This is a genomic window from Pantoea sp. XAF26B01_ASV70 (genome assembly GCF_054512635.1).
This window is the reverse complement of the sequence record NZ_CM137251.1, coordinates 1,527,316-1,546,500: the sequence shown is the minus strand read 5'-3', so window position 1 is coordinate 1,546,500 and position 19,185 is coordinate 1,527,316. Positions and strand designations below refer to the sequence as shown.

General features: G+C 56.7%; 17 protein-coding genes and 1 riboswitch. Of the genes, 12 read left to right on the top strand and 5 right to left on the bottom strand.

Annotation, left to right across the window (positions count from 1 at the left end):
- Position 1 precedes the first annotated feature (1 nt).
- The 8 genes from baeR to ACX8ZY_RS07250 all read left to right on the top strand — a co-directional run bounded on the left by baeR (position 2) and on the right by ACX8ZY_RS07250 (position 9,463).
- Positions 2 to 709: an envelope stress response regulator BaeR gene (gene baeR, locus ACX8ZY_RS07285; protein ID WP_158131553.1), complete on the top strand. Its 708-nt coding sequence runs from the start codon at positions 2 to 4 to the stop codon at positions 707 to 709.
- A 115-nt stretch (positions 710 to 824) separates the two neighbouring features.
- Positions 825 to 2,207: a prephenate-dependent tRNA uridine(34) hydroxylase TrhP gene (gene trhP / locus ACX8ZY_RS07280; protein ID WP_033743970.1), complete on the top strand. Its 1,383-nt coding sequence runs from the start codon at positions 825 to 827 to the stop codon at positions 2,205 to 2,207.
- Positions 2,208 to 2,427: 220 nt separating this feature from the next.
- Positions 2,428 to 3,327 carry a lipid kinase YegS gene (gene yegS, locus ACX8ZY_RS07275; protein ID WP_033772226.1) on the top strand — a complete coding sequence of 300 codons (900 nt, stop codon included), beginning with the start codon at positions 2,428 to 2,430 and terminating at the stop codon, positions 3,325 to 3,327.
- A 219-nt stretch (positions 3,328 to 3,546) separates the two neighbouring features.
- Positions 3,547 to 4,761, top strand: coding sequence for a D-mannonate dehydratase ManD (gene manD / locus ACX8ZY_RS07270; RefSeq protein WP_010670990.1), 1,215 nt, complete (start codon positions 3,547 to 3,549; stop codon positions 4,759 to 4,761).
- 10 nt (positions 4,762 to 4,771) lie between these two features.
- Positions 4,772 to 5,782 (top strand): Zn-dependent oxidoreductase, encoded by a 1,011-nt coding sequence (locus tag ACX8ZY_RS07265; protein WP_158131552.1) that lies wholly within the window; start codon positions 4,772 to 4,774, stop codon positions 5,780 to 5,782.
- A gap of 82 nt (positions 5,783 to 5,864) precedes the next feature.
- Positions 5,865 to 7,148 carry an MFS transporter gene (locus ACX8ZY_RS07260; protein WP_010248200.1) on the top strand — a complete coding sequence of 428 codons (1,284 nt, stop codon included), beginning with the start codon at positions 5,865 to 5,867 and terminating at the stop codon, positions 7,146 to 7,148.
- Between the two features lie 67 nt (positions 7,149 to 7,215).
- The gene (locus ACX8ZY_RS07255; protein ID WP_022625032.1) at positions 7,216 to 8,676 is read left to right on the top strand and encodes a mannitol dehydrogenase family protein; all 1,461 of its coding nucleotides are present in this window, start codon (positions 7,216 to 7,218) and stop codon (positions 8,674 to 8,676) included.
- Between the two features lie 100 nt (positions 8,677 to 8,776).
- The gene (locus tag ACX8ZY_RS07250; protein ID WP_010248206.1) at positions 8,777 to 9,463 is read left to right on the top strand and encodes a GntR family transcriptional regulator; all 687 of its coding nucleotides are present in this window, start codon (positions 8,777 to 8,779) and stop codon (positions 9,461 to 9,463) included.
- A gap of 52 nt (positions 9,464 to 9,515) precedes the next feature.
- Here the strand turns inward: ACX8ZY_RS07250 and thiD are convergent, their stop codons facing one another.
- Both thiD and thiM read right to left on the bottom strand, forming a co-directional pair.
- A complete protein-coding gene (gene thiD, locus ACX8ZY_RS07245; protein WP_010670993.1) occupies positions 9,516 to 10,316 on the bottom strand; it encodes a bifunctional hydroxymethylpyrimidine kinase/phosphomethylpyrimidine kinase in 801 nt (266 codons plus the stop codon).
- Positions 10,303 to 11,100, bottom strand: a complete 798-nt coding sequence (gene thiM, locus ACX8ZY_RS07240) for a hydroxyethylthiazole kinase (protein WP_158131551.1) — start codon at positions 11,098 to 11,100, stop codon at positions 10,303 to 10,305. The genes thiD and thiM overlap by 14 nt, the downstream gene beginning before the upstream one ends.
- Before the next feature lie 34 nt (positions 11,101 to 11,134).
- Positions 11,135 to 11,235, bottom strand: a riboswitch (TPP riboswitch).
- Positions 11,236 to 11,542: 307 nt separating this feature from the next.
- On the opposite strand from thiM, the gene ACX8ZY_RS07235 reads away from it, so the two are divergent.
- Complete coding sequence (locus tag ACX8ZY_RS07235; RefSeq protein WP_010670995.1) at positions 11,543 to 11,740, top strand: hypothetical protein; 198 nt, start codon at positions 11,543 to 11,545, stop codon at positions 11,738 to 11,740.
- A 97-nt stretch (positions 11,741 to 11,837) separates the two neighbouring features.
- Positions 11,838 to 12,797 carry an AEC family transporter gene (locus ACX8ZY_RS07230; protein WP_022625034.1) on the top strand — a complete coding sequence of 320 codons (960 nt, stop codon included), beginning with the start codon at positions 11,838 to 11,840 and terminating at the stop codon, positions 12,795 to 12,797.
- A gap of 62 nt (positions 12,798 to 12,859) precedes the next feature.
- Here the strand turns inward: ACX8ZY_RS07230 and ahpF are convergent, their stop codons facing one another.
- Together ahpF and ahpC are read right to left on the bottom strand one after the other, a co-directional pair.
- On the bottom strand, positions 12,860 to 14,428 hold the full coding sequence (gene ahpF, locus ACX8ZY_RS07225) for an alkyl hydroperoxide reductase subunit F (RefSeq protein WP_158131550.1): 1,569 nt from the start codon (positions 14,426 to 14,428) through the stop codon (positions 12,860 to 12,862).
- A 71-nt stretch (positions 14,429 to 14,499) separates the two neighbouring features.
- Positions 14,500 to 15,063: an alkyl hydroperoxide reductase subunit C gene (gene ahpC / locus ACX8ZY_RS07220; RefSeq protein ID WP_010248225.1), complete on the bottom strand. Its 564-nt coding sequence runs from the start codon at positions 15,061 to 15,063 to the stop codon at positions 14,500 to 14,502.
- A gap of 236 nt (positions 15,064 to 15,299) precedes the next feature.
- Here ahpC and ACX8ZY_RS07215 point away from each other — a divergent pair, with 236 nt between their 5' ends.
- On the top strand, positions 15,300 to 15,755 hold the full coding sequence (locus ACX8ZY_RS07215) for a GNAT family N-acetyltransferase (RefSeq protein ID WP_010670997.1): 456 nt from the start codon (positions 15,300 to 15,302) through the stop codon (positions 15,753 to 15,755).
- Here ACX8ZY_RS07215 and apbC read toward each other — a convergent pair.
- Entirely contained in the window at positions 15,752 to 16,864 is a 1,113-nt protein-coding gene (gene apbC / locus ACX8ZY_RS07210) for an iron-sulfur cluster carrier protein ApbC (protein WP_033772237.1), read from the bottom strand. The two genes, ACX8ZY_RS07215 and apbC, sit on opposite strands and share 4 nt — an antisense overlap.
- A gap of 177 nt (positions 16,865 to 17,041) precedes the next feature.
- Between apbC and metG the strand changes: the two genes are divergently transcribed.
- Complete coding sequence (gene metG / locus ACX8ZY_RS07205) at positions 17,042 to 19,075, top strand: methionine--tRNA ligase (RefSeq protein ID WP_033767846.1); 2,034 nt, start codon at positions 17,042 to 17,044, stop codon at positions 19,073 to 19,075.
- Positions 19,076 to 19,185 lie beyond the last annotated feature (110 nt).

The window sequence follows — 19,185 nt, the reverse complement described above, 5'->3', positions numbered from 1 at the left end:
TATGAGCCTGGAAAACCACGACCCGCTGATTCTGGTGGTCGAAGATGAGCCGAAACTGGCGCAGCTGATGATCGATTATCTGCATGCCTCGAATTACCGTACCCATCACATCGCCGACGGCAACGCGGTGCTGGAGTATGTGCGCCAGACGCCACCCGACCTGATGCTGCTGGATTTGATGCTGCCAGGCACCGACGGTTTAACGCTGTGCCGTGAAATCCGTCGTCATTCCGAGCTGCCGATTATTATGGTCACCGCCCGTACCGAGGAGATCGATCGGCTGCTGGGGCTGGAGCTGGGCGCGGATGACTACATCTGTAAGCCCTTCAGCCCGCGTGAAGTAGTGGCGCGAGTTAAAACGATTCTGCGCCGGGTAAAACGGTCGGCGGAAGAGCCGCAAAGCGCCTCGTTACTTCGCGTCGATGAGAGCCGCTTCTTCGCCAGCTGGCGCGGAAAACCGCTGGATCTCACCCCGGCGGAGTTCCGCCTGCTGAAAACGCTGTCGCTGGAGCCGGGCAAGGTCTTTTCACGCGAACAGCTGCTTAACCATCTCTATGATGACTATCGCGTGGTCACGGACCGCACCATCGACAGCCATATCAAGAACCTGCGGCGCAAGCTGGAGAATCTCGATAGCGAGCAACCTTTTATCCGCGCCGTCTACGGCATGGGCTATCGCTGGGAAGCCGATGCCTGTCATTTGATCTAGTTTGATCCCGATCAATTTACTTCCCTTTTCTCACTGCCTACAATTCCGCACCTTTTGCAGGGCTGCCCTGCACCTGCCGCCTGAGGCGACATGCTGACCTGACATCAGTGAGAAAATCATGAAACCCGAACTGCTTTCCCCCGCTGGCACCCTGAAGAACATGCGTTACGCGTTTGCTTATGGTGCCGATGCCGTCTATGCCGGCCAGCCGCGCTACAGCCTGCGGGTGCGCAACAACGAATTCACCCACGAAAACCTCGCGCTGGGCATCAGTGAAGCGCACGCGCTGGGTAAAAAATTCTACGTGGTGGTGAACATTGCGCCGCACAACGCCAAGCTGAAAACCTTTATTCGTGACTTAGCGCCGGTAGTGGCGATGCAGCCCGACGCGCTGATCATGTCCGATCCCGGCCTGATCATGCTGGTGCGCGACGCTTTCCCGACGATGCCGGTTCATCTGTCGGTGCAGGCCAATGCGGTTAACTGGGCCACGGTAAAATTCTGGCAGCAGATGGGGCTGAGCCGGGTGATTCTGTCACGCGAGCTGTCGCTGGAGGAGATCGCTGAGATCCGCCAGCAGGTCCCGGAGATGGAGCTGGAAGTCTTTGTCCATGGCGCACTCTGCATGGCCTACTCCGGTCGTTGCCTGCTCTCCGGCTATATGAACAAACGCGACCCGAATCAGGGAACCTGCACCAACGCCTGCCGCTGGGAGTATAAAGTGGCGGAGGGTCAGCAGGATGAGGTGGGGAATATCGTTGGTATCCACACACCTGTCGCCGTACAGGATGTGACACCAACGCTGGGCGTTGGTCAGCCCACCGACAAGGTGTTTCTGCTGGAAGAGAAGATGAAGCCCGGCGAGGTGATGAGCGCGTTCGAAGATGAGCACGGCACCTACATCATGAACTCGCGGGATCTGCGCGCGGTTGCCCACGTGGAGCGGCTCAGCGAGATGGGCGTTCATTCGCTGAAGATCGAGGGACGCACCAAGTCCTACTACTACTGCGCCCGCACCGCTCAGGTTTATCGCCGGGCGATTGATGATGCCGCTGCCGGTAAGCCGTTTGATCCCTCACTGCTGTTAACCTTGGAAGGCCTGGCACATCGTGGCTATACCGAAGGTTTCCTGCGCCGCCACACTCACGACAGCTACCAGAATTATCAGCAGGGCTTTTCGGTGTCCGACCGCCAGCAGTTTGTCGGCGAATTCACCGGCGAACGCCGGGGCGAATGGGCTGAAGTGGCGGTGAAGAATAAGTTTATGCTGCACGACAGCGTGGAGATCATGACGCCTCAGGGGAACCTGAATTGCCAGCTGGACGCGCTGCAGAATGCACGTGGTGAGCCCACTGAAGTTGCCCCGGGCGATGGCCATCGCGTCTGGCTGCGGGTGCCAGAGGAGGTGGATCTGCGTTTTGCACTGCTGCTGCGCAACTTTGATCATGGTGAAGATACCCGGGACCCTCATAATCGTTTACCAACGGAAACATTTTGAGGAAATCAGAACAGGATCACAGACCCCTGCTCGGCGCTGCTTTATAGTCCCGCCTGCTGCTAACGAGTAACAATAAACGGCAGATTTACCAGGAACCACCTCATTTACCCGCCCGGCTCCCCCGTGCGGGTTTTCTTTTTTCTCTCTTTCGCCAATAATTTACTGCTGGCAGCTGTGTTATAAATCCCTTCTTACTCTGTAGATCTTCAAGGAACGCAAAATGGATAATAAACCGCTTACGCTGCTCATCCTGAATGGGAAAGGCGCGGGTAATGATGATCTGCGCGAAGCTATTACGACCCTGCGTGAAGAAGGCTTCGACATTGCGGTGCGTGTCACGTTTGAAAAAGGTGACGGCGATCGGTACGTCAAAGAGGCCATTGCGCTGCAGGCCGCGACCGTGGTGGCCGGTGGTGGCGATGGCACCATCAATGAAATTGCGACAGCGCTGGCTTCTTCTGAAGCGGATCATCGCCCGGTGCTGGGCATCCTGCCGCTGGGTACCGCCAACGATTTTGCCACCAGCGTCGGCATCCCGGAAGAGATGGAACCGGCACTGCGACTGGCGATTCAGGGCAAAGCCAGTGCCATCGATCTGGCCAGGGTAAACCAGAGCCACTACTTCATCAATATGGCGACCGGCGGGTTTGGCACCCGTATCACGACTGAAACCCCGGAAAAGCTGAAATCGGCGCTGGGTGGCGTCTCCTACTTTATTCACGGCCTGATGCGCATGGATACGCTGAAACCGGATACCTGCGAGATCAGCGGCCCCGATTTCGCCTGGCAGGGTGATGCGCTGGTGATCGGTATCGGTAATGGTCGTCAGGCGGGCGGCGGTCAGCGGTTATGCCCTTCTGCCCTGATCAACGATGGCAGACTTGACGTCAGTGTTGTTACCGCGCAGGAGTTGCTGCCTACCCTGCTGCACTCGCTGACCGGCGACGATGACAATCCCGGCATCGTCACCACGCAACTGGAGTCACTGACGATCCGTTCTCCGCATGAGATGACCTTTAACCTCGATGGCGAGCCGCTTTCCGGGCGCGAATTCGTGATTGAGGTGATGGCGGGCGCGCTGAGCTGCCGCCTGCCGCCGCAGTGCGCGCTGCTTGCCTGAACCAACATCAGGGGCGAAAGCCCCTTTTTTATTGCTGCAAATAGCGCCTATTTTGTTCGTAACATTCCCCCTGCTGCCTCGCTTTATGACGCCTTAATCGCCGTTTTCAGACAATGTAAACACTCTGTGATTCCGTTCACAACTCTGCCACCCTAACTTGTATGGTAGTATTAAAGAGCGTACTTTTTCATCATTGAACGCTGACTTAAGGCAACCAGGATGAAAATTGTTAAGGCAGAAGTATTTGTAACCTGCGCAGGCAGAAACTTTGTCACCGTAAAGATCACCACCGATCAGGGTCTGACCGGCATTGGCGACGCAACGCTGAATGGCCGTGAATTACCGGTCGCCTCCTACCTGAAAGATCACGTCTGCCCGCAGCTGATTGGACGCGATGCGCATCAGATCGAAGACATCTGGCAATATTTCTACAAGGGCGCTTACTGGCGTCGTGGCCCGGTCACCATGTCCGCTATCTCGGCCGTCGATATGGCACTGTGGGATATCAAAGGCAAAGCCGCCAATATGCCGGTGTATCAGCTGCTGGGTGGCGCATCACGCACCGGCGTGATGGTCTATTGCCACACCACCGGCCACTCTATTGATGAAGTGATGGATGACTACGCGAAGCACAAAGAGCTGGGCTTCAAGGCTATTCGCGCGCAGTGCGGCGTCCCGGGCATGAAAACCACCTACGGCATGGCGAAAGGCAAAGGTCTGGCCTATGAGCCTGCAACCAAAGGTAACTGGCCGGAAGAGCAGCTCTGGTCAACCGAGAAATACCTCGATTTCACCCCGAAACTGTTCGCCGCCATCCGTGACAAGTTTGGTTTCGATGAGCACTTGCTGCATGACATGCATCATCGCCTGACGCCAATTGAAGCGGCGCGTTTCGGCAAGAGCGTGGAAGATTATCGCCTTTTCTGGATGGAAGATCCGACGCCTGCTGAGAATCAGGAGTGCTTCCGCCTGATCCGCCAGCATACCGTTACGCCGATTGCCGTGGGTGAAGTGTTCAACAGCATCTGGGATTGTAAGCAGCTGATTGAAGAACAGCTGATCGACTACATCCGCACCACCATTACGCATGCGGGCGGCATTACCGGTATGCGGCGTATCGCTGATTTTGCCTCGCTCTATCAGGTGCGCACCGGCTCGCACGGTCCTTCTGATCTCTCCCCTGTTTGCATGGCGGCTGCACTGCACTTTGACCTCTGGGTGCCGAACTTCGGTGTGCAGGAGTACATGGGCTTCTCCGAACAGATGATGGAGCTGTTTGATGCTAACTGGACCTTTGACCAGGGCTATATGCATCCAGGCGACAAACCCGGTCTCGGCATTGAATTCAACGAGAAACTGGCGTCGAAATATCCCTATGAACCTGCCTATCTCCCGGTCGCCCGTCTTGAAGATGGCACCTTGTGGAACTGGTAAGGAGAAGCTGATGAAAAGCGTTGTTATTGAACAGCCGGGTGAACTGGTGGTGGCTGAACGTCCGCGGCCACAACCTGCGGCGGGCGAAGTCCGGGTCAAAGTGGCTTATGCCAGTATCTGCGGCTCTGATGTGCATATCTGGCACGGGCATAACCCGTTCGCGAAATATCCACGGGTAATTGGTCACGAATTTTTCGGCGTCATTGACGCGGTGGGCGACGGTGTTGATCCGGCCCGGCTGGGCGACCGCGTGGCGGTGGATCCGGTGGTGAGCTGCGGCAGCTGCTATCCCTGCTCGGTAGGCCGTCCCAATGTCTGCACCACACTGCAGGTGATTGGCGTGCACCGTGACGGCGGCTTCAGCGAGTTTGCGCTGGCTCCGGCGAAAAATGCCTTTTCCCTGCCGGAGAGCATCCCCGATCGGCTCGCCAGTCTGGTTGAGCCTTTCACTATCGCCGCCAATATCACCGCGTTTCTCAAACCGCAGCCAGATGATGTGGCACTGATTTACGGTGCCGGTCCGATGGGGCTCACTGCGATTCAGGTGCTGAAGGGCGTCTATAAGGTTAAAAAGGTGATGGTGGTGGATCGCCTGCCGGAAAGGCTGGCACTTGCAGAGCAGAGCGGTGCCGATCAACTGTTCGATAACAGCGAAATCCCGCTGGCGGCACAGCTTGAGGGCGTGCAGCCTACGCTGATTATCGACGCGGCCTGCCATCCCACCATTCTGGCTGAAGCGGCTGCCCTCGCCTCACCGGCCGCGCGCATCGGCCTGCTGGGCTTCTCCGGCGAGCCATGCAGCATTACTCAGCAGAGCCTGACCAGCAAGGAGCTGTCGCTGTTTACCTCACGTCTTAACAGCAATCGTTTCCCACAGGTGATCGAATGGATGGAAAAAGGGTTAATCCAGCCAGAGAAACTGGTCACGCACTACTTCCCGCTGCAGGAGATTGAGCGTGCGATGACCCTGTTTGAAAAAGATCCGCGCACCTGCTGCAAAGTCATACTTCAGATGGGTTAATTATCCGCTGAACACCAGGTCTCCTCAGCCGGTGCGTACCCGCCGGCATGACTATAAAGATAAAACAGATCACGGAGTTTGTATGTTCAAGAATCTGCGCTGGACCCTCGTTTTGCTGCTGTTCCTGGTTTACATGATTAACTACCTCGATCGTGTCGCCCTGTCGCTGACGGTGCCGCTGGTGGAAAAAGATCTGGCGATCAATGCTGAGCAGTTTGGCATGATCTTCGGCAGCTTTTTCTTTGGCTATGCCCTGTTTAACTTCCTTGGCGGCCTTGCCACTGACCGCTATGGCCCTAAAATCGTGCTGGCCGTGGCGGTAGGTGCCTGGTCCATTTTCTGCGGCATGACCGCACTGGCCACCGGCTTCTGGTCACTGCTGATCCTGCGTGTGCTGTTCGGCATGGCTGAAGGCCCGATCTGCTCCTCGGCCAACAAAGCGATTAACGGCTGGTTCCCGAAAAAACAGGCCGCGACGGCCATGGGCTTACTGAGTGCCGGATCACCTTTAGGTGGTGCGGTCGCTGGCCCGATCATTGGTTATCTGGCGCTCGCCTATGGCTGGCGTCCGGCGTTCGTGATTGTCTGCTGCATCGGTCTGGTGTGGATGGCGTTCTGGCTCTTCTTCGCCGCTGACAATCCGGCGAAGAGCAAGCGCGTCAGCGAAGAGGAACGTCTGCTGATTGATCGCCTGAAAGCAACGAACCCGAATGATGAAGTTGATCTGTCGGAAACGTCACATCCGTTTGGCTACTACTTGCGCCAGCCGATTATCCTGGTCACCGCTTTTGCCTTCTTCTGCTACAACTACATTCTGTTCTTCTTCCTGAGCTGGTTCCCGGCCTACCTGGTGCAGGCGCACGGCCTGGATATCAAATCGATGAGCATCACCACCATGATCCCGTGGATCGTCGGTTTCGTTGGCCTGGCGCTGGGTGGCTGGATCTCCGATAAGATCTTTAACATCACCGGCAAGCTGTTGTTGTCCCGTAAAATTGTGCTGGTGGTCTCACTGCTGGCCGCCGCAATTTGTGTGGCGCTGGCGGGTACGATAAAAGATGTGGTGCCTGCGGTAATTATGATGTCGGTGTCGATTTTCTTTCTCTATATCACCGGCGCAATCTACTGGGCGATTATTCAGGATGTGGTGCACAAGAGCCGTATCGGCAGCATCAGCGGCTTTATCCATCTGGTGGGTAGCCTCTCCGGCATCATCGGGCCCATCGTCACCGGGTTTATTGTTCATCACACCGGTAAATTCGATAGCGCCTTTATCCTGGCGGGCTGTGTCGCCGCGCTGGGTGCCTTCCTGGTGTTATTTGTGATTCGCAGTCCGAAAACCCAGGATAAACCGGTTTCGGTCTGAGTGTTGTTTCGCTAACAGATGTATGATTTCGGGGCGCTTTGCGCCCCGTTTGCCATAAGGATGGACTATGTTACAGATTGATCGCCTGCCCGCTGAGGTCAAGCGCCCCGCTTACGACCGCAGCCAGTTAAAAACCCGCATGGTACATATCGGTTTTGGTGCATTTCACCGCGCCCATCAGGCGCTCTGCAGCGATAAGCTGGCTGAACAGGGCAGCGACTGGGGTTATTGTGAAGTGAACCTCAACAGCGGTGCGTTGATTGAGGCCCTGCGAGAGCAGCAGCTGCTTTATACCCTCACCGAGATGGCCGATGATTCATTGCATACCCGGGTGATTGGCGTCATTACTCAGGCACTGCACGGCAAAAGTGATGGTATTGAGGCGGTGATCAATGCCATGAGCCAGCCTGAGGTGGCGATTATCTCCATGACCGTCACCGAGAAAGGCTATTGCCACCAGCCTGCCAGTGGCAATTTAAATCCCGATCACCCTGACATCGTGCATGACCTGCAGAATCCGCATTCGCCGCGTTCGCTGCCCGGTCTGATTCTGGCCGCGATTCGCCGCCGACGGGATCAGGGTTTACCTGCCTTTAGCGTGATGTCCTGTGACAACATGCCGGAAAATGGTCACGTGACCCGCAACGTTGTTGTGCAACTGGCACAGCATCAGGATCCGGCCCTGGCAGACTATATTCAGCAACACATTACCTTCCCCTCCACCATGGTGGATCGTATCGTTCCGGCCATGACCGATGCAGCGTTTGCGGCACTAAGCGAGCGTCTGGGTTCCGACGACCCGGTTGCGGTTGAAGCGGAGCCCTTCTTTCAGTGGGTGATTGAAGATAACTTCGTCAATGGCCGTCCGGCGTGGGAAAAAGCGGGCGCAGAACTGGTCAGTGACGTTCTGCCCTATGAAGAGATGAAACTGCGCATGCTGAATGGCAGCCACTCTTTCCTGGCCTATCTCGGCTTTCTGGCCGGTTATGAGTACATCAGTGACTGCGTGGCCGATCCCCATTTCCGCGCCGCCGCCCGTTCACTGATGATTGATGAGCAGGCGCCGACGCTGCGTACCCAGGGCGTGGATCTCAACGCCTACGCCGATTCGCTGATCGCCCGTTACGAAAACCGTGCCATTAAACATCGTACATATCAAATCGCCACTGACGGATCGCAAAAATTGCCACAACGCATGCTCGACAGCCTGCGCTGGCATCTGCAGCGCGGCAGCCGCTGCGACCTGCTGCTGCTGGGCGTGGCGGGCTGGATGCGCTATGTCGGCGGCGTCAATGAGCAGGGTCAGCCGATTGAGATCCGCGATCCGCTGAAAGCCACGCTGGCAGAGACGGTTGCCGGTAGCGAAGAAGGCGAAGCGCGTGTCCGTGCACTATTGGGTCTGCGCGACATCTTTGGCGACGATCTGGCGCAGAACGCCGATCTGGTGGCCCGACTGACGACGTATTACCAGCAACTGACGACTCAGGGCGCGCGGGCGACGGTGCAACAGTGTATGAGCCAGGCATAACAGCCTGGTGACAAAGCGCTGGCGCAGATGCAGCGCGCTGATTAGACTGACACTTTCCCATCGCGCTGGCCCCGGCCAGCCGTAATATGGATATTGCTGCATGTCGATCGCCTATACCATTACTACCAGCGAACCGGTAAATCAGCAGATTTACCGGTATCTGCGCAAAGATATCGTCACCTGCGCAATTCAGCCGGGCTCGCTGCTCTCGGAAAAAGAGGTGTCCGCGCGCTTCAACGTTTCACGCCAGCCGGTGCGTGAAGCGTTCATCAAGCTGGCCGAAGCCGGACTGGTACAGGTATTGCCGCAGCGTGGCACTTTCGTGCGCAAAATCTCCGCTAAGCGGGTGGCGGATGGCCGCTTTATCCGGGAGGCAGTCGAGGTGTCGGTGGTTCGCCGTGCGGCACTGGAGATTGATGATCCGGCTCTGATGGCACTGGAGCATAACCTGCAGCTACAGCGCATGGCCGCTGAACGGCATGACAGCCAGGCTTTTCTCACTCTGGACGATGAGTTTCATCGCCTGATTGCTGAAAGCATTGACTGTAAGCTGGCCTGGGAAACGGTGGAGAACATCAAAGCGGCCATGGACCGGGTGCGGTTTCTGACGCTGAGTGAAGTCTCTCCACCGGACAAGCTGATTGAGCAGCATGAAGAGATTTTTGCGGCGCTGAAGCGTCATGACGCCGATGCAGCCGAAGCGGCAATGCGTCGTCATCTGCAGGAGATGATCTTCTCTATCACCCCGATTGCCGAGCGTAACAGCGCCTGGTTTGAAGCACCCTGAACCTGAAACCGCCCGTACCACCTGATTACCAGGTCGATGCGGGCCTTCGTCGTTACCACCATTGATGAAAATGGTGAACCGGCCCGATACCCTTCCCGACCTCCAGCGAATCCGCCTGTAGCAACGCCTGCTGTAACCAGTTTTTGGCTTCCCCAATCGTCTCTGCCCAGTCAGCATGACGTGGTCGCAACGCGGCTAAGGCTGCCGACAGCGTACAGCCGGTGCCGTGCGTATGACGGGTATTCACCCGCGGCGTACTGAATCGCTGCTCTGCTGAGTGCGTGATCAGCCAGTCCGGGCTCTCTGCCGCCGCAAGGTGACCGCCCTTCATCAGCACGGCCTGACAGCCCAGTGCCAGCAATGCCCGTCCCTGCTCGCGCATTTCCTTTTCATCTGCCGCAATGGCGCAGTCCAGCAACGCCGCCGCTTCCGGCAGATTAGGCGTGATCAGCGAGACCTGCGGCAATAACAGCTCCCGAACACTGGCTACGGCGTCTGGCGAGAGCAGCGCATCACCACTTTTCGCAACCATGACCGTGTCCAGCACGATAAACGGGATTGCCGCATTGCTCAGCCGGGCCGCAACCTGCTCCACGATAGCTGTTTCTGACAGCATGCCAATTTTTGCGCTGTCGATGCGCACATCACTGAGCACCGAATCGAGCTGGGCAGCAACAAAGTCAGGCGTAATGCGATAAACCGACTGCACGCCGCAGGTGTTCTGTGCCACCAGCGCGGTGATGACGCTGGTGCCATAGGCTCCCAGAGCGGAGAAGGTCTTGAGATCGGCCTGAATCCCTGCGCCGCCGCTGGGATCGGTACCCGCAATCGTCAGAGCGTTAATACGCTTCATGATTACCCTCCAGCGTCCAGAGTGCATCAATAAACGCCGTGGCAAAGCTGCCGGGGCCGGCAGCCTGCGCCGCTGCCTTTTCACCCGCCAGCGCCATCACCTGACAGGCGGCCGCGACATTCATCAGCCGATCGCCAGGCAGAGAGCTGAAACCCGCCACCACTGCCGAGAGGGCGCAGCCGGTCCCGACTACCTGTGTCATTAAGGGGCTTCCACCGTGTACAGCAAGGAGTCGCTGACCATCGGTGGCGTAGTCCACTTCACCGGTGACGACCACCAGCGTGCTCCAGGTTTCCGCGAGCTGTTGGGCCGCATCGAGTGCTGCATCCGCCTGATGCAGCGTGTCGACACCGCGCCCGCCGCTGGCCTGTTGTGCCAGCGCCAGAATCTCTGACGCATTCCCCCGAATCACCGCCGGTTGCTGGTTTAACAACTGCTGGCAGAAGTCACTGCGCAGCGTCAGCGCGCCGACGGCAACCGGATCGAGTGTCCAGGGCGTGCCCGCCTGATTAGCCGCGGTGACGGCAGCCTGCATCGCCTGCTGGCGATCGCGGGTTAAGGTGCCCACGTTAATCAGCAGTGCATCGGCCATGCTACTGAACTGGGCAGCCTCAGCGGCATCGATCACCATCGCCGGTGAGGCATGGAGTGCCAGCAACACGTTGGCGGTGAAGTTCTGGACCACGTCATTGGTCATACAGTGCACCAGCGGTGACTGGCGCCGGAAAGCGTGCAGAATGGGCGCGAAGTGCGCGGCAGAAAGGTGTTGAGATTGATGTGTCATCGTAGCTCCCAACCGGCGAACAAGAAGGCGAATGCGGTCAGGCATCAGACTTCCCTACGCTGGCATTATCCAGTTCAGGTCAGCGGGTTTTTCTCAGCCCTTTCCGTGTGGAAAGCGGCACCCCGAGTCGTATTACGGCTTGCAGCATAGGCAAGCCGCGCAGCGAAAGCAAGCGACTCCCGCCTGGGAAATAATCAGAGCTGAAACAATTCACATGATCCCGATCAACGCCTGAGGGTGCAAAAAAAGGCTTAATGCTGCGGGTTAACGAGATACCTCTTTATAGGTAGCCCCGCTTATTACCCGGATAGGTAATATTTCCCGCAGTGACTCTGGTTATCCCATAATAATTAACCTGCTTGCAGCATCATCGTAAAAAACACTTTATTTCATGGGGTTAGAAAACTCCTGAAGCGGAACTTCATACTATTCAGGATGTATGATGCGATTTTTAGCGCTTATTCCACACCGCCATCGATGGCAGGATATTAATATTGAACGCAGGGGTGCCGTGGCACCCAATGGCAGACAGTACCTCTCCACCTATATCTCCGCCCGTTGCACAGGCTGTGGCGAAATTATTCACCGGGTCTATTATCGCGACATCAGCGATCGGCAGGCGCGCCGCTGGTTAGGTTAGCGTCCCGGCAACGGTCATTCCGGACACAGCTCAGGTTAACAGTTAGTTAGCAATTTGTTAGTCTGGTAACTAATCATCGTCTGACCAGACTCTCTCTATGCCACTGCTGTTTGAAAGCTTAAGCCATCAAATTTACCTGTCAGCCCCGCTGTTTATCCTGATCCTGCTGGGGTACTGCCTGACGCGCCTCGGGAAATGGCCCGCCAGCATCAGCGAAGGGATGAACCGCTTTGTGTTTAACGTTGCCCTGCCCTGCATGCTGTTTCGGGTGATGAGCACCTTCTCGCAAAGTCCGCCGGTGGATGCGCGCCTGTTGCTGGCCTTTTTCGGCAGTTGCCTGCTGGTGTTTATCGTGGGACGACTGCTGGCAACAAGGCTGTTTAATCTGGATGGCGTAGCGGCGTCGGTTTTTGCGCTGGGCGGCATCTTTTCCAATAACGTCATGCTGGGGATCCCGGTGGCCACGGTGCTGCTGGGGCCAGAAGCCCTGCCCCCGGTGGCGCTGGTGCTGGTGTTTAACAGCTTGATCCTCTGGACCTTACTGACCGTTTCGGTCGAGTGGGCAAAACAGGGCAGCTTCTCGCTGGAAGGACTCTGGCGCACCCTGCTCGGCGTGCTGAAGAATCCGCTGATCATCGGTATTCTCAGCGGTACAGCCTGGAGCTTTCTGCAACGTCCCTTGCCGCTGCTGGCCGCTGAACCGCTAAAGATGCTGGCCTCACTGGCCGCACCCTTGTCGCTGGTGACGCTGGGCATGAGCCTGGCGCACTATCGGGTGCGGGATGGCTTAAAAGAGAGCTATACCATCTGCCTGCTGAAGCTGGTGCTGCAACCGATGACGGTATGGGCTATCGCGTGGCTGACCGATCTGCCGCCGCTGGAGAGTAAAGTGGTGGTGCTGCTGGGATCGATGGCAGTCGGGGTTAACGTCTATCTGATGTCGCAGAAGTTTAATGTCATTACCGGCCCGGCGGCGGCGAGCATGCTCTTTTCTACCGTGTTTGCGGCGGTGACAACACCAATCTGGATGATGCTGATGACGCTGGCGGGCTATTAACAGGCTAAAAAAAAAGCCCCTCAGCACGCGTGCTGAGGGGCTATTGTCTGGCTAACTAAAAGTTACTCAGCCGATTTGGTACGAATCAGATAGTCAAAAGCGCTCAGTGAGGCTTTAGCACCTTCGCCGCTGGCGATGATGATCTGCTTGTACGGTACGGTGGTGCAGTCGCCCGCGGCGAACACGCCTTTCAGGCTAGTTTCGCATTTACCATCGATGATGATCTCACCCATTTTGTTGCGCTCAACCGCACCTTCCAGCCATGGGGTATTCGGCAGCAGACCGATCTGAACGAAGATACCGGAGAGCGGCAGCTCATGAGTGGTCTGCGTCGTACGGTCGATATAGTGCAGGCCGGTAACTTTGGTGCCGTCGCCTTTCACTTCGGTGGTTTGCGCGTTCAGGATCACATCCACGTTCTTCAGGCTGCGCAGCTTATCCTGCAGCACCTGATCGGCGCGCATCTCACCGGCAAACTCCAGCAGCGTAACGTGTTCGACGATACCGGCCAGATCGATGGCCGCTTCCACGCCGGAGTTACCGCCGCCGATCACCGCCGTGCGTTTGCCTTTAAACAGCGGGCCATCGCAGTGTGGGCAGTAGGTCACGCCTTTGGTGCGATACTCTTCTTCACCCGGTACACCCATGTTACGCCAGCGTGCGCCGGTCGCCAGGATGATGCTGCGTGATTTCAATACTGCGCCAGAGGCGGTTTCGATGGCGTGCATTCCGCCCTCCTTCGCTGCCGGGATCAGTTTGATCGCGCTCTGGCTTTCAATAACGTCCACGTTGTAATCATCCACATGTGCGCGCAGTGAACCGGCCAGTTTGGCCCCTTCGGTTTTCGGTACGGAGATATAGTTTTCGATATCGACCGTGTCCAGCACCTGACCGCCAAAACGCTCACCCAGCAGGCCGGTACGGATACCTTTACGTGCTGAGTAGATGGCTGCCGCTGCGCCCGCCGGGCCGCTGCCGATAATCAGGACTTCATAGGCGTCACGCTTGTTCAGCTCTTCCGCTGCACGTTTGTCGGCATTGGTATCCACTTTGCTGACGATTTCCGCCAGGCTCATGCGACCCTGACCAAACTCTTTACCATTGAGGTAAACCGCTGGCACGCCCATCACGTTACGTTCCTGAATCTCGTTCTGGAACAGGCCACCGTCGATAGCGGTGTGGCTGATGCGCGGGTTAATCACCGCCATCAGGTTCAGCGCCTGTACGACGTCAGGGCAGTTATGGCATGAGAGTGAATAGTAGGTTTCGAAATGGAAGTCGCTGTCCAGCGCGGCAATCTGATCCAGCAGGCTTTGTGCTTCTTTCGACGGATGCCCACCGGTCTGTAACAGTGCCAGCACCAGTGAGGTAAATTCGTGACCCAGAGGTGAACCGGCAAAACGCGGGCCACTGTTCGAACCTGGGTTGGTGATCAGAAATGAGGGCTTACGCACCTGACGATCGTTCTCTTCGCGGAAGCTGACTTTTTCAGACAAACCGGCGATATCAACCAACAGTTCACGGATCTCGGTTGATTTTGCACCTTCGTCCAGCGTGGCAATCAACTCAACAGGTTTGGTTAATTTCTCAAGGTAAGCCTTGAGCTGGGTTTTCAGATTTGTGTCGAGCATAGTGATATCCTGGTCAAAAAATCGGGTGCCGCAGCACCCGATTGGAGAATGGTCGAAAGGCCGAAGCGGAATTAGATTTTGCCAACCAGGTCCAGAGACGGAGCCAGTGTTGCATCACCTTCTTTCCATTTAGCCGGGCACACTTCACCTGGGTGAGAAGCCACGTACTGAGCCGCTTTCACTTTGCGCAGCAGGTCAGAGGCGTCACGGCCAATGCCTTCAGCAGTGATTTCGATTGCCTGGATAACGCCTTCCGGGTCAACGATAAAGGTACCACGGTCAGCCAGACCTTCGTCTTCGCGCATGATTTCGAAGTTACGGGTCAGCGCGCCAGTCGGGTCACCGATCATCGTGTACTGGATTTTCGCGATGGTGTCAGAAGAACCGTGCCAGGCTTTGTGGGTAAAGTGGGTATCGGTAGAAACGGAGTAGATATCTACGCCCAGTTTCTGGAACTCTTCGTAGTGATCAGCCACGTCGCCCAGCTCGGTCGGGCAGACGAAGGTGAAGTCAGCTGGATAGAAGAAGAACACACTCCATTTACCTTCAACGTCTTTCTCGGTTACGTCGATGAATTCGCCGTTTTTGAATGCTGCGTTTTTGAACGGCTTGATTTTGGTATTGATAATAGACATCTGGTGGCCTCCGTTAAAATATGTGATGCAGGTTACATAATTTCCGGGCCAACATCTAATATGCAGTCGTTATCAATTTGATTAACGAAAGCTATCAAACGCTAAGAGCCTGATGCTCTCTGGCCCGGCAGGCAGTGTACAGCGATTTACGTGACATTTAACCCGCTTTATCTTTTCCGCCCCTCTCCGCAAATCGCTGCTAGTTTTGTTAGACCGGATTAAAAGGGAGCTGACTTGTGGAGATTCGTCCGTTTACTGAAGCCGATCGTCCTTTTCTGCGTACGCTGTTTCTGGCGGCGCGTCGGCATAACTGGCGCTGGCTGGACGGCAGCGAGTGGCAGCTGGAAGATTTTGATGGGGTAATCCTGGGTGAAACCGTGCTGGTCGCGGAAGCTGATGGACAGCGGGTCGGATTTGCCGGCCTGCTGGAGAACGATAACTTCCTGCACAGCCTCTATGTCGATCCTGACTGGCAGGGGCGCGGCGTGGGCAGCGCTTTGCTTAAGGCGGCAGAGGCGCGCTTTACCTCAACCGGTGCGCTGAAGTGCCTGCAGAAGAATAAAGCGGCGCAGGCCTTTTACCTGAAACATGGCTGGAAGATGATTTCACAGGGCGAAGGCGAACATGGCGGCTACGTGCTAATGCACTACCCGCTGGCTTCGCAATATGCCAGCGGGTCGGGTCGTGCTTAGAGCGCGCGGAAGGCGATGTCGCCGGGGATGACTTCGCCCTGCCAGTAAAGCTGGGCAGCAACGCGTCCGGCCAGCTGGCGATAAAGCGCGGTAAACTCGCTATCGGGCCGGCGAATCACCGTCGGCTGTCCTTCATCGAGATCTTCGCGCAGGTCAATGTGCAGCGGCAGCTGAGCCAGCAGCTGCGTCTGGTAATCCTCTACCAGTTTCTGTGCGCCGCCGGTGCCGAAAATCGGCTCATGGAAGCCACACTGACTGCAGATATGCAGGCTCATGTTTTCCACCACACCAAGTACCGGCACATTAACCTTTTCAAACATCACCAGCCCTTTGCGGGCATCAATCAGGGCGATATCCTGCGGCGTAGTCACCACCAGCGCGCCGGTGACCGGTACGTTCTGCGCCAGCGTCAGCTGAATATCGCCGGTACCGGGTGGCATATCCAGCACCAGATAATCCAGCTCAGGCCACAGCGTCTCGTTCAGCAGCTGCATCAGCGCTTTGCTGGCCATCGGCCCGCGCCACACCATCGCATTGTCGTCCGTTACCAGATAACCAATAGAGTTGGTTGCCAGCCCGTGCGCCATGATCGGTGCCATGTGGGTGCCATCCGGCGAGGTAGGCCGCTGATCCTGGGTGCCAAGCATGTTCGGCACTGACGGGCCATAAATGTCGGCGTCAAGAATGCCGACCCGCGCCCCCTCTGCTGCCAGCGCCAGCGCCATGTTCACGGCGGTGCTGGATTTACCCACGCCGCCTTTGCCAGAGCTGACTGCAATAATATTTTTCACGCCGTTGACGCCCGGCTGGTTTTTCACCCGTTTCAGGGTGGCAATGTCATGGCTGAGTCGCCAGTCGATGGCACCCGCGCCGGTCTGACGCAGCAGTTCGGCGCTGACCTGCTCTTTCAGGACGTCGAACCCGCTGGCCCAGGCAAACGGCATCAGCAGCTCCACATGCAGCGTACCGTCAAGCTGTGCCACGTGATGTAACGCCTTCAGGGCGGTGAGATTCTGCTTAAGGGTCGGATGCTCAAAGCTTCTCAATACGCCAGCCACGATGGCGCGCAGGCCTTCTGGCGTCTGCGGTTCCCGGGATTGTGCTGTCATCCCCTACTCCTTATTTCTGCTGTGCTTACGCTGTGTTTCAGCGATGTATTGTCAATGATATCAGATGCCCGTGGATCTGCGGTGACCGCAGGGGGTGAATCCCTTGTGTTTACGCAGGAGAAGCCTTCAGTTACCATCTAAGCCCGTTTTTTCAATCAACAGAAAGCTACGCAAACTATGACTCAAGTCGCTAAAAAAATTCTGGTAACGTGCGCACTGCCTTACGCGAACGGATCAATCCATCTCGGCCACATGCTCGAGCATATCCAGGCCGACATTTGGGTGCGTTATCAGCGAATGCGTGGCAATCAGGTTTATTTCATCTGCGCCGATGATGCGCACGGTACGCCTATCATGCTGAAAGCTCAGCAGTTAGGGATTGCACCGGAGCAGATGATTGCAGAAATGAAAAGCGAGCATGAAGCCGACTTTGCCGGTTTCAACGTCAGCTATGACAACTATCACTCGACCCACGGCGACGAAAACCGTGAGCTTTCTGCGCTGATTTATGGCCGTCTGAAAGAGAACGGTTTTATTAAAAACCGCACCATCTCCCAGCTTTACGATCCGGAAAAAGGGATGTTCCTGCCGGACCGTTTTGTGAAAGGCACCTGCCCGAAATGTAAATCTGCCGATCAGTATGGCGATAACTGCGAAGTGTGTGGCGCGACCTACAGCCCGACCGAGCTGATCGAGCCAAAATCGGTGGTCTCTGGCGCGACACCGGTTCTGCGCGACTCTGAACACTTCTTCTTTGATCTGCCATCCTTCAGCGCCATGCTGCAAGCCTGGACCCGCTCGGGTGCGCTGCAGGATCAGGTGGCGAACAAAATGCAGGAGTGGTTCGAATCGGGCCTGCAGCAGTGGGATATCTCCCGCGACGCGCCCTACTTCGGCTTTGAAATTCCGGATGCGCCAGGCAAATATTTTTATGTCTGGCTGGATGCGCCTATCGGCTACATGGGCTCGTTCAAGAACCTGTGCGACAAGCGCGGCGACATCGACTTCGATGAATTCTGGCGTAAAGACTCTACTACCGAGCTCTATCACTTCATCGGTAAAGATATCGTCTACTTCCACAGCCTGTTCTGGCCAGCGATGCTGGAAGGCAGCAACTTCCGCAAGCCGAACAACCTGTTTGTGCACGGCTATGTCACCGTCAACGGTGCCAAGATGTCGAAGTCGCGCGGCACCTTTATTAAAGCCAGCACCTGGCTGCAGCATCTTGATGCGGACAGCCTGCGTTACTACTACGCGGCGAAACTCTCTTCACGTATCGACGATATCGACCTGAATCTGGAAGATTTCGTCCAGCGCGTAAACGCCGACATCGTCAACAAAGTGGTTAACCTGGCGTCACGTAACGCGGGCTTTATCACTAAACGCTTTGACGGCAAACTGGCGGCTGAGCTGGCCGATCCGGCGCTCTATCAGACCTTTGTGGACGCGTCAGAGAAGATTGGTGAAGCCTGGGCCGGTCGTGAATACAGCCGGGCTATTCGTGAGATCATGGCGCTGGCCGACCTGGCGAACCGCTATGTCGATGAGCAGGCTCCGTGGGTGGTAGCGAAGCAGGAAGGCCGTGATGCCGATCTGCAGGCGATCTGCTCAATGGGCATCAACCTGTTCCGCATTCTGATGACCTGGCTGAAGCCGGTGCTGCCGTCACTGAGCGCCCGTGCAGAAGGCTTCCTGAACTGCGAACTGAGCTGGGATGCTATCGCGCAACCGCTGCTGGACCACCAGGTTGCGCCATTCAAAGCGCTCTACAGCCGCATTGAGATGGCAAAGGTTGAAGGACTGATTGAGGCCTCGAAAGAGGATGCCGCTGCCGCCAGTGCACCGGCCGCAAGCGGCCCGCTGGCAGATTCGCCGGTAGGTGACACCATCACCATCGACGATTTCGCCAAAGTTGATATGCGCGTGGCGCTGATTGAGCAGGCGGAACTGGTTGAGGGTTCGGACAAGCTGCTGCGCCTGCAGCTCGACCTGGGCGGTGAAAAGCGTCAGATCTTCTCGGGTATCCGCGCCGCCTATCCCGATCCCTCTGTGCTGGTCGGTAAAATGACCATTATCGTGGCCAACCTCGCGCCGCGTAAAATGCGCTTTGGTATTTCTGAAGGCATGGTGCTGTCAGCGGGTCCTGGCGGCAAAGATCTGTTTGTGCTGTCCGTCGACAGCGGTGCTGTACCGGGAATGCCCGTTAAGTAACACTCTGCATTCTGCGGCTTTAACCGCTTAGCGCGGTGCCGTTCTCAAACCCTTCGTGCCTCATCACGGGCGCGAAGGGTTATTTCTCCTCGCTCTGAATGTGCACCGCT